The sequence below is a fragment of the Cupriavidus phytohabitans genome (assembly GCF_017815025.1).
GTDB lineage: Bacteria > Pseudomonadota > Gammaproteobacteria > Burkholderiales > Burkholderiaceae > Cupriavidus.
Window position 1 is genome coordinate 1 of record NZ_JAGIQB010000092.1, and the last position, 10776, is coordinate 10776.

The 10776-nt window shown below is 53.1% G+C and carries 11 protein-coding genes and 2 pseudogenes; 7 read left to right on the forward strand and 6 right to left on the reverse strand.

Annotated elements, in window-relative coordinates; all coding sequences use genetic code 11:
* Positions 1 to 109 precede the first annotated feature (109 nt).
* The 6 genes from J8I34_RS31870 to J8I34_RS31895 all read right to left on the reverse strand — a co-directional run bounded on the left by J8I34_RS31870 (position 110) and on the right by J8I34_RS31895 (position 5268).
* On the reverse strand, positions 110 to 409 hold the full coding sequence (locus J8I34_RS31870) for a ferredoxin family protein (RefSeq protein WP_084402629.1): 300 nt from the start codon (positions 407 to 409) through the stop codon (positions 110 to 112).
* Positions 406 to 1716: an FAD-dependent monooxygenase gene (locus J8I34_RS31875; RefSeq protein ID WP_209777993.1), complete on the reverse strand. Its 1311-nt coding sequence runs from the start codon at positions 1714 to 1716 to the stop codon at positions 406 to 408. Before J8I34_RS31875 ends, J8I34_RS31870 begins: the two co-directional genes overlap by 4 nt.
* Positions 1713 to 2840 carry an electron transfer flavoprotein subunit alpha/FixB family protein gene (locus tag J8I34_RS31880; RefSeq protein WP_209777991.1) on the reverse strand — a complete coding sequence of 376 codons (1128 nt, stop codon included), beginning with the start codon at positions 2838 to 2840 and terminating at the stop codon, positions 1713 to 1715. The genes J8I34_RS31875 and J8I34_RS31880 overlap by 4 nt, the downstream gene beginning before the upstream one ends.
* Positions 2837 to 3685 carry an electron transfer flavoprotein subunit beta/FixA family protein gene (locus J8I34_RS31885; protein WP_209777989.1) on the reverse strand — a complete coding sequence of 283 codons (849 nt, stop codon included), beginning with the start codon at positions 3683 to 3685 and terminating at the stop codon, positions 2837 to 2839. The genes J8I34_RS31880 and J8I34_RS31885 overlap by 4 nt, the downstream gene beginning before the upstream one ends.
* Before the next feature lie 15 nt (positions 3686 to 3700).
* Entirely contained in the window at positions 3701 to 4039 is a 339-nt protein-coding gene (locus J8I34_RS31890) for a nitrogenase-stabilizing/protective protein NifW (RefSeq protein ID WP_209777986.1), read from the reverse strand.
* 140 nt (positions 4040 to 4179) lie between these two features.
* Complete coding sequence (locus tag J8I34_RS31895; RefSeq protein WP_209777984.1) at positions 4180 to 5268, reverse strand: hydroxymethylglutaryl-CoA lyase-like TIM-barrel protein; 1089 nt, start codon at positions 5266 to 5268, stop codon at positions 4180 to 4182.
* A gap of 422 nt (positions 5269 to 5690) precedes the next feature.
* Here J8I34_RS31895 and nifB point away from each other — a divergent pair, with 422 nt between their 5' ends.
* From nifB to J8I34_RS31925, 7 genes and pseudogenes are all read left to right on the forward strand, one after another.
* On the forward strand, positions 5691 to 7247 hold the full coding sequence (gene nifB / locus J8I34_RS31900) for a nitrogenase cofactor biosynthesis protein NifB (RefSeq protein ID WP_209808178.1): 1557 nt from the start codon (positions 5691 to 5693) through the stop codon (positions 7245 to 7247).
* A gap of 107 nt (positions 7248 to 7354) precedes the next feature.
* Positions 7355 to 7546: a 4Fe-4S binding protein gene (locus J8I34_RS31905; protein WP_209777979.1), complete on the forward strand. Its 192-nt coding sequence runs from the start codon at positions 7355 to 7357 to the stop codon at positions 7544 to 7546.
* 208 nt (positions 7547 to 7754) lie between these two features.
* Positions 7755 to 8066: pseudogene (locus tag J8I34_RS35600) on the forward strand (nitrogen fixation protein NifZ); the annotation flags it as partial.
* A gap of 753 nt (positions 8067 to 8819) precedes the next feature.
* A pseudogene (locus tag J8I34_RS35605) lies at positions 8820 to 9125 on the forward strand (reverse transcriptase domain-containing protein); the annotation flags it as partial.
* 23 nt (positions 9126 to 9148) lie between these two features.
* Positions 9149 to 9703, forward strand: a complete 555-nt coding sequence (locus tag J8I34_RS35050) for a reverse transcriptase domain-containing protein (protein ID WP_209777977.1) — start codon at positions 9149 to 9151, stop codon at positions 9701 to 9703.
* A gap of 568 nt (positions 9704 to 10271) precedes the next feature.
* The gene (nifT, locus tag J8I34_RS31920) at positions 10272 to 10490 is read left to right on the forward strand and encodes a putative nitrogen fixation protein NifT (RefSeq protein ID WP_209777974.1); all 219 of its coding nucleotides are present in this window, start codon (positions 10272 to 10274) and stop codon (positions 10488 to 10490) included.
* A gap of 1 nt (position 10491) precedes the next feature.
* Positions 10492 to 10725, forward strand: coding sequence for a hypothetical protein (locus tag J8I34_RS31925; protein ID WP_209777972.1), 234 nt, complete (start codon positions 10492 to 10494; stop codon positions 10723 to 10725).
* The last annotated feature ends 51 nt before the right edge of the window (positions 10726 to 10776 follow it).

Consider the following 10776-nt stretch of genomic DNA (forward strand, 5'->3'; position numbering starts at 1 on the left):
AAGTTAACAGAGCCAGAGTTTCAGCCGTTGCGCGTAAACGTCAGCCCAACCGACCCCGGATTTATGCAACAACGCCGGTCAACACCGCTCATTTCATTGCGCCGTGGACTCAGCCGAACTTGAACTGGATACCATGACCGCCTCGCGGGTATTCCCATTCGACGTTACGGTGGTCGGTGCAGAGAATGCGGCAACTCCCGCATTCGAGGCAGCCGTCGGTAATGAGCGTAACGGCACCGTTGGTCTCACTGCGATAGCAAGAGGCTGGGCAGATGTAGGTGCAGCTTTTGTCGGCACAGTTATTGGCGCATACCTCCGCGTTCTTGATATGGATATGTGGCCTACCTACATCCACGCGATAGCGATTTTGATATAGCTTTTCTTCGATGTTGACTATTACTTTTCTCATCGAAATGCCCTCCATAGTTTGTACGCGTCGCCAAGAAGGCCAGGCAGGGTCCGGCTCTTTCTAAACTTTCCGATGATTTCATGTTTTTTCGTCGTCTTATCGATGCCGTCAACGGTAATCATCGTACGTGCTGCGAATGCGATCAGGTCAGGATACGTCGTAAAGAACTGGGGGTTCTGTCGGAGGATCTCTGGCATGTGGCGATATTTTTGTAAATCCTTTATCACGAAGCTCCTATCGAGCGCGCTCTTGTACGCAGAAAGCACATCGGCGCGGTAGCCACGACCCATGGCCTTTGCTCGAATTGCCGTTTCAGCAGCAAGGCGGCCTGTCGTCATTGCTAGGTTAGACCCCTCTCGATGCGCGGAATTGACGAACCCTCCGGAATCGCCCACTATCATCCATCCGTTGCCATATACTTTTGGAATCGTATTGAAGCCACCTTCGGGAATCAGATGTGCACAGTACTCTTTCATTTCGCCTCCATCAATTAGCGGCGTTATCGAAGGGTGGTGCTTCATGTTTTCCAGCAATTCATAGGGGCTTATGCGGTGTGCGGAATTCTTGAAGTCACTTAACATACAACCAACGCCGATGGTCAGGGATTCTTTATTTGTATAAAGAAAGCCCGTGCCCGTCATGCCATCGGTGATGCGGCCTACCATTTCAATAGCGACGCCCTCGTCTCCTGAAACGTTAAAGCGCTGGCGAATGGTTTCCTCGGGAAGAAAGAGAATCTCTTTGACAGCGAGCGCAACGTTATGCGCTTCAATTTCGCTGTGAAATTTTGCCTTTCGGGCGAGAGTTGAGTTGACACCATCTGCGAGAATCACAATGTCCGCATACACGTCACCCTCCTCCCGGTCGCAGTGAACGCCGACAACTTGATCTCCATCCATAATCAGTTGATTCACCGTCGTCTCGCAGATGAGCAATGCGCCGGCCTCTCGGACCTTTGATGAGAACCATTTATCGAACTGAGCGCGGATGATGGTGTAACGGTTGTACGGTGGTTTGTTGTAGTCCTCGCTTCGTACGTGCGTGCCTACGAATGACGTATCGTCAAGCATCCACATGCGTTGCTCAATGATGTGCCGCTCGAGCGGTGCGTCGTCGCGAAATTCTGGGATAATTTGTTCTAGGGCATTCGCATAGAGAATCGCTCCCTGAACGTTCTTGCTGCCCGGATACTCACCGCGCTCAACTTGAAGAACCTTTAGACCGGCCTTGGCCATCAAGTAGGCAGCGGCGTTTCCGGAAGGTCCTGCGCCAACGACAATTACGTCAAAACGCAAAGGTTCTGTCATTTGACTACCCTCATATGTCCGGACTTATGCTGCGCCAAGTGATCCTCGCAAGCTTGAGTCAATGCTGGCAGTAGTTGCATGGCATCTCCTACGATGCCGTAATGCGCGTAGTCGAAGATTGGTGCGTTTTCATCAGTGTTGATGGCCACAATCACGTCGGAACTTTCCATCCCGACGCGATGCTGGATGGCACCGGAAATTCCTGCGGCGATGTAAAGTTTTGGTCGAACGGTTTTACCCGTTTGCCCCACTTGGCGCTCGGCTTCGACCCAGCCAGCTTGCACGCAGGGGCGAGTCGCACCTACTTCGCCGCCGAGGACACGCGCCAGATTGAAGACCAGCTTGAAGTTTTCAGGGTTCTTAAGGCCCTTTCCCCCACTTACAATCACATCCGCATAAGGAAGATTAATCTGATTGCTTTTTGAATCGGCAATGAAATTGAGCAACTTCGTCACGATGCCGGACTCAATCATACCTAGTTGCTCATGAATAATCTGTCCGCAACGGCCGGTCTGAACTGGCGGCATCGCCATTACGCGCGGACGGACCGTCGCCATCTGAGGCCGGCATGCAAGTGTCATTATCGTACAAAGAAGTGAGCCACCGAAGGTTGGGCGAGTGGCCGCAAGAGCGCGCGAGGTAGAGTCTATGCTTAAGCTAGTGCAATCGGCCGTCAGCCCCGTCGAAAGAGTCGTTGCCACAGAGCCGGCAAGATCTCGGCCCATAGTGGTCGCCCCAAGAAGCAGGATCTCCGGACGATATTTGCTAACTAGATCGGTCAATCCTTTCGTGAATGGTTCATTCCGATACCCCAGCAACACCGGATCGTGGATCACATACGCCTTGTTTGCACCGAAACCAAATGCTTCAGTTGCAAACTGCTCAAGGGGCTCTTCAGGGCCGCCAAGCGCGACAATTGCTACTTCACTGCCCAGCTTGTCTGCGAGCTTATATGCCTCTCCTAGGAGTTCCCACGACACGCTATGAACCTGACCCTGATCGTGTTCAAGGAAAACCCATACACCCTTGTAAGTTTTGAGGTGCTCAGGCAACTCAAGGTGGCGGTTGCTGCCCTTTGTAACGGTGGTGTTCGGCATGTTGTCTGAACTAAGGGGGGAATTCATGAGAACCTCTTCATTAACAGGTCCGCCTCCAATGTTGGATGACGGGTCAGGATCTTTTGCACAAGTTTGTGGGAGACTTCGCGGAGGTTCGTGGCACCCACTTCCAGAATTTCGGCTTTCTCGTCTTTCGGCGTTGGGCCGAATACTTTGCTGACTACGGTGGGCGAGCCTTTGAGCCCAATCCTAGTCAAGTCAGTGATACCGGCTTGCTCTCGATTCCATTTGCGTATCGGAAACGCCGCCGCGTGTATCATTGCGGGGAGTGTTGCAAAACGTAATTCGTTCGTATTCTCAAGCATCGTTATGAGACAAGGCAGCGCGGTCTGAAGCACTTGCACGCCTCCTTCCGCACGACGCTCGACGACGATTGAACGCTTATTTAAATCCGTCTCAACGATCCTTGATACATAGGTCAGGAGTTGGAAGCCGAGCCGTGTCGCGATACCAGGGCCGACTTGCGCGGTGTCGCCATCGATGGTCTGCTTACCGGTAAAGACCATATCCACTGTTTGTTGAGTCGTGATCTGTTGGATGGCAGCGGCAAGCGCGTAGGACGTCGCAAGCGTATCAGCCCCGGCGAAAGCGCGGTCGGTAATGAGTATGGCATCGTCAGCGCCGAAGCTGATGCACTTGCGTAGCGCGTCCTCAGCCTGGGGCGGCCCCATGCATAGCGCCGTGACTCGTCCGCCGAAGCGGTCCTTCAGCCGCAACGCCTCCTCTAGTGAGAAGAGGTCGTATGGGTTGATGATAGCAGGAACGCCTTGGCGCATTATTGTATTGGTGACCGGATGCACCCGAATCTGCGCTGAATCGGGGACTTGCTTGATACAGACAACAATGTGCATGGTTCCTTCTCCGCGTCAGACGGTGTCGCGCTTTCCCAGCGAAGCGCGAAGGTTGTCAAGGCTAACGTAACTTCGTCCTTCTGCCTCCCGAAAACACCTGAAAACCCTCTGTTCCGCTGGCGTTGACGAGACGAAATCGTTGTAGGCTTTGAGCAGCAAGCTGCGATAAAATTCGAAAAGCGCGGTGCCGTTGTCCAAGGGAGGCTCTTCTTGTTGCTCGATGTACTGGAAGAACCGTTTCAGGATATGTAGACGGCTAACGTTCAAAACTGTTTCGTCGAATGCGATGTCAAAATGCCGAAAAAAGTCCTCAGTCGAAGAGAGGTGTTGCTGCTGATTGAGGTGTCCTTGCATATCTTTGCTCCGAGGTGAAGTAAGTTGCTAGGAAAGGTTACAAATAGGGCGTGTGACGTACATAGATGAGGACCGCGCTGTTTCGACGAGTTTGGGTCGATGTTTATTTTGGAATAGTTAGCTACCGCTACATGGACATCCTACGGTCGCCAGGAAAAGAAATCATTGGCTTTGCTGGATATCTCCAGCGCCTGCTCGCGATGCAGCGATAACACCATTTTTGTAACTACTCGGTCCCGGAAAACGGCCTCAGAGTTACCCGAATCTTTGTAATCTGGGTGCGGACGCGTCTTAGCCCGCAATGAATCGTGCTTGTCGCATCGTCTCAGCCGGGAATCGAAATGGGGTACGCGGGAGTGTGTACTCCAACGCCTAGCTCGATGGGAGCCCATATGGGTTCTTATTTTGTTCGACGGCACTGCCCGGTCAGACGCATCTTTGACAAGAGAAGAGATCTGGACGAGCGTTTTACTATCGAAGCCTGTATCCTGCCCAATCAAATGCCGTGAACCCGTCACGACTTCCTCGAGCGCTGCCTTGCCCTTCGGGTGAACCATGCCGTTTACCGCTGGGTTCCCATGTGGGGCGCTGGAGTTGAGCGCAGCTAGTGTATGTGCGGTAGCGAGACCGACATCATTTTGCAAATAGATTTCCACATCGTGCAGCCTTGCAATGAGGTCGTAGGCCGCAAACGGGAGAATTGCACAAACTTTGTTGGAGAATTGGATCCGCTGTTCACCATACATCCTCGGGCGTAGCGCGACTTCCACAAAGAATGAGGGGTACGCACGCGCAAGGTTTACCATACAAATAGATATTCCTGTGTGGCATTTCCCTACCCTCCGGATAAGGCGCGGGATCATGGATAATATGCAAGCTCGCGACAGCCTCAGATGGTGAAAATAACGATCGGAAACGGAAACGGAAACGGAAACGGAAACGGAAACGGACAAGTGTACAAACTCAGCCTTGCAGCGCAAGGCAGCGGTTTGCTTGGTGTCTGTCGAGCAGTCGGAAATTATTGTTTCGGGCTTGAGGTTCATGTCCCCAATAGCGTCGATAAACGTTATCTCCTCATCACCCACTGCAAAGATTCCTGTCAGCAACTCAGGAATTTCCGCAGGCGAGAGTATGCCGGCAATCGCACAATCTTCTTCTATCCGATAAAGGCCCCTTGGGGGCCGTTTTGGGCCGCACAATGTTCTCTCGATAATAATCGGTTTAAGCATCGCGGTAGTCGCCTTTGCGCGTCATTGGGTCCTAGACGGCCGAGCAAGCGTTGTGCCAGCCGAGTTCAATAAGCTGGAGCGCTATCTTCCGGAGCGGCAGCGGCGACGCTGTCAGTAAACATGGGGGCTTCGCACATTTTTCGTGTCGCGAATGTCTCTGTCCGGACAAGCTGCTCTTAACTCAACCGGCATTGACTGGTGCCGAAAAGGGGGAAGCCGTATTAGGCCAATTTAGCTCCCTCTTTTCGCAGTGAGCTTCGAGCTGGCTTCGACCCACACGCGAGACGAACGCGCTGCTGTCGATCTTATAGAACGCCGGCAAATGCTGGTGCCTTCATACCGGTCGGGACGCTCCATGCGCGATGGCACGGATTTCGCTTTTTCCACGATGACCAACCACTCTCGATGAGAAGGAAAGAGTTATGCGAGATAGCGCGAGCGCGAGCACGCGACCATCGGCTGCCTGTTTTGAAGGCGAGGAGAAAATTGTGCCCCTAATGCCAACTAGCGGAACATCCGTCCTACGGGGCGGCGGTACCGCGTCTGTTGGAGCCAGCGTGTTGAAGTGCGAGTCGTCTGGAGAGGCCGAGGGGATGCTGCCGGGGGTGTGGGATAAGATAAAAGATCATCCGTGCTACTCAGAGGAAGCGCATCGCCATTACGCGCGCATGCATGTAGCGGTTGCGTCCGCCTGCAACATTCAGTGCAACTACTGTAACCGCAAGTACGACTGTTCAAACGAGTCGCGACCTGGCGTTACGTCGAGAAAGCTGACGCCAGAGCAGGCGGTGAAGAAAGTGATGGTTGTCGCGAGTCGCATACCGCAATTGACGGTGGTGGGTGTTGCTGGGCCCGGTGATTCTCTCGCGAGCCCGGGAACCACGTTTGAGACGTTCCGTTTGCTTAAGGAGCGGGCTCCCGAAATCAAACTATGTCTCTCAACCAATGGCCTCGCGTTGCCTGACTTTGTGGATGACATCTGCCGATACAGCATTGATCATGTGACAATAACTATTAACATGATCGATCCGATTGTTGGGGCAAGAATCTACCCGTGGATTTTTTGGAACCGTCGCCGATTGACTGGGACGGACGCCGCATGCGTGTTGCATGAGCGGCAGATGCGAGGGCTTGAGATGCTAACAGAACGAGGCGTACTGACGAAAATCAATTCGGTGTTGATTCCAGGTATTAACGATAAACATATGATTGAGGTAAACCGTGCTGTGAAAGAGCGAGGTGCGTTCCTTCACAACATTATGCCGCTAATCTCCGACCCCTCGCATGGTACGTACTTCGGCCTGCACGGACCACGCGGACCTACCTCCCATGAATTGAGGACAGTACAGGAAGCTTGTTCGGGCGGTGTGAAATTGATGCGGCATTGCCGGCAGTGTCGAGCGGACGCGGTAGGACTCCTCGATGAGGATCGCAGTGACGAGTTTTCACTGGAGAGCATTGAGCAGATGGATATCGGTTATGACCGAGACATCCGCCAAGAGTACCAAGTCCGCACGGAGACCGAGCTCATGGCGCAACGTGAGGCAAGGAGGGAAGTACTAGCCTTAACGCAGGTCAGGAAAGCGACAGGAGCACTGAAGGTCAATATCGCCGTTGCCACGAAAGGCCGGGGTCGCGTGAACGGGCACTTTGGGAATATTTCTGAGCTAAAAATCTTCGAAGTTAGCGCTTCTGGCGTGCACTTTGTGGGTTATCGCCGGGTTGAATTGTATTGCCAAGGGGGGTACGGTGACGATGAACGACTAGTACGTATCATACGTGCGATCAACGATTGTCATGCCATTTTTGTAGCGAAAATTGGTTTGTGTCCGCGTAAGGAACTCGCCGATGCTGGCATCGAGTCGGTGGAGCAGTACGCGGGGGAAATTGTTGAGGTCGCAGCACTATCTTGGTTCAATGACTACTCAATCCGTGTGGCTGGTGGCGCATCGTTGCGCAAACATTGCGACGACGCATAATCCGGCAAAGCGCGTCTATAAGAGTTTCAATAACGATCGTTTGACGTGCAAAGGCCATGCATGCGCGGTGGAGTAGTACAGCACTTTAAATTGTAAGGAGCGTATTTATGGCCCTGAAGATTATTGCCTCAGCCTGCACCGGTTGCTCGGCGTGTGAGGCACAGTGCCCAAATGTTGCCATTAGTGAGAAAGGTGATGTGCTGGCAATTGATCCTAAGAAGTGCACTATGTGCGAGGGACTCGACTTTCCGCAGTGTGTGTCGGTGTGCCCCGTGGACGATTGCATAGTACCGGCTTAGCATGGCCACAGCGCGCTTCTTGAAGGCCTGTTTATTGGTCTGGCTCATGTCGTGGCTCAAGCCTTACCGGTGGAGAAGCTATGAATTGTTGGAAAATATGGAACTAGGATCCGTTGGCGTGGCATCGTCGGTGGGGTGCGAACATGCCTCTATCGTGGAGGGCAACTTTGTGGATGCCTAATTTAGAGACTGACCTCGGGGAAAGTCGATGTCGAGACCAAAGCAGGTCTTATGTAACTCTGAGAGGGATGACACCGTTGAAATAGCGTTTGAACCTAGCTTTGAGGTTGGCGAGCGCGTAATTGCACGGTCGATGGTTCGCAACGATGGTACGTTTTTTGGGAAAGACATTGGCGAAGTTATCGTGAATGAAGGAGATATTGGCTACATCACTAGAATCGACACCTTCCTGCAACGATTCTACATCTATGCTGTGCACTTCGTCGCGGGTGATCGTCACGTCGGCATGCGCGCACGAGAACTCTGCACGCTGGACCACTTAAATGAAGGCGTATGCGCGCCTATACGTGACCACATCGCGGGTCCACCGTCCATCACAGATAGGGGAATTGTAGGGGTGTGCCAAGAACGTGAGCGTCAGTGCAACGACGTTTGTGGTGCTTTACTGGAGATGAAGGTTGGCCCTTCGGAGTCGGCTTGCAGGAGCGGGCTCCAAACCACCACGAGCTGCGAGGGTAAAGAGCCCTCGTGGTGAGCGTCGATGGAAAAGGCGGAGAGAACTCTGTCAGGTAGGAATCAAAGAGATGAACGCAAGTGAACCGCTGACGACGTGTCGATAAACCTACAACGATGTCAAAACCGAAGAGCCCAACAGCTTCGGGACAAGACTGGACGATGCCTGTTGACGGTCCAGTCGGCATCCGGCATATAGGCGGCATGACTTTGATTCAGGCTTCAGTAAGGAACTTGGGAACCTGTCGTCCCGATGCTAAGGGAGAAATCCAAGTGGAAGGCCTCCACAAGGATGAGAGTACCGATGAGGGGCACAGGGACGGAGACGTCCGTAGTAGGGTTGAAGGTCCTGTAATGGGACTGGACCGAAGGGGCGTCATCGTTCGACGTTACTACGTCGGCAACTTGAGAGAGGAGGACCGGCGTGGATAAGGCAAAACCGTTTTGTATTTCCAAACATGAGGTGTGGGAGGCTTATAAGCAGGTAAAGGGAAATCGTGGAGCCGCAGGCGTGGACAGGCAATCAATGACGGAATTCGAGGCAGATCTGAAGAATAAGTTGTATCGGATCTGGAACAGGATGTCGTCCGGGAGCTATGTTCCGCCGCCAGTTCTGCGAGTTGATATACCCAAAGCGGGAGGCGGGACGAGGCCGTTGGGAATACCCACGGTGTCGGACAGAATCGCGCAGATGGTAGTCAAACGATATCTGCAACCCATCGTGGCGCCGGTGTTTCATGAGGATTCTTATGGGTATCGTCCTGGCCGGTCGGCACATCACGCACTCTCGGCTGCGCGACAGCGATGCTGGCGTTACGCCTGCGTGCTCGATCTCGACATCAAGGGGTTCTTCAATAATATCGATTGGGAGTTTCTGATGCGGGCGGTGCGTCGTCACACGGATTGCGCGTGGGTGCTGCTGTATATCGAGCGTTGGCTCAAAGCACCAGTGTGCATGCCGGATGGGCTTTGGTGCAGCCCGACAAGGGTACACCGCAAGGCTCGGTCGTCAGCCCAATACTCGCGAATTTGTTCCTGCATTACGTGTTTGATCGGTGGATGCAGAAATACCATCCGGAAGTTCCCTTCGAGCGCTATGCTGACGATGCCATCTGTCACGGCAAAAGTGAAGCGCATGCGCGTTCACTCAAGCAGGAACTGGAGGTGCGGATGGCGGAATGCTTGCTGGAGCTTCATCCAGAGAAAACCAAGATCGTGTACTGCAAAGATGCAAACAGACGAGGAACCTATCCGGTCTGCCAGTTCGATTTCCTGGGCTACACATTCAGGGCGCGAAGCGCACTGAACCGAATGGGGAAATTGTTTGCAAGCTTTACTCCAGCGGTTAGCAACAAGGCTGCGACGGCGATGCGGCAAGATATGCGCCGGCGGGGTTGGCTAAGGCGCTACGATTTTGGACTCAACGAGCTGGCGGACAAAACTCGTCCGGTCCTGCGCGGCTGAATTCGGTACTACGGGCGGTTTCACCGGTCTGTGCTTATCAATGTGCTAGGTGCAATCGATTATGCGCTGGTGCACTGGGCACAACGGAAATACAAAACCCTTCACGGTCGCAAAGCGCGAGCGTGGGCATGGCTGAACGGCGTCAGAGCTCGCCAGCTGGGCCTGTTCGCGCATTGGTCGTTGGAGGGAGGTGGAACGATAGGAGTCGGATAAATCGCGTGATTCACGTCCGGATCTGTGAGAGCGTGGCGGTGAGATTCCTCTGCGCTACTCGACAATCCTGACGAACCTGCGGCTTTTGCCGGCTAAGAAGAATTGCCCGTTCTCGGAAGAGATCGATTTCCCGGCAAGATGTGGCGGACCAGACCAAACGGGTAAGCTGCCCTTACAGGTCTTTTGTACGTAAGGAGTCGATTATGCTTGTCGGGGCTCTGACAAAATGTGTGGGTTTGTCTCGAGGATTTTTCAATACGCGACGGTCAATGCGTGGCGGTGAATCTGAAAAATCCTTTGTAACGCGGTGTTGCCATGTACTTTTTTCCAGTTTCTCCTTTTTTGGAGGCCCAAAATGAAAATTATGATTCGAAAGGATATTACAGGTACACTTAAAGCATACTTGCCAAGAAAGGACCTTGAAGAGCCGATAGTTTCCATGACAAAGGAGAAAATGTGGGGCGGCCTCGTTAAGCTTGGGAATGGTTGGCAGTTTCAGTTGCCAGAGATGGCGCCAGATACTAGGCTTCCAGTGACTGTCGAAGCTAGAAGAGTTGATTCTGGAGGCAAATGACATGGCACTCACTGGTGATCAGATCAATATTATCGCTGAATTGATTCGCAAGGAATCATCACTTCCTGAAGTTGCGGCCAAGTGGCAAAGTTGCTATCCGGATGTTCGTGTAATCCGGGTCAGCGAGCTCGAAATGCGGTACGAAAAGCCGGTCATTGAATTGGCCGGGCGGCGCGGCTATTTTGGAGCATCCACGGCATTGCATTACGCACAAGTTGTGACGATGGGGTTGTAAACCGAGCGAAGAAGGCGTTTACTCGCGGTTTCGAATCGGCGGGTGAGGCAA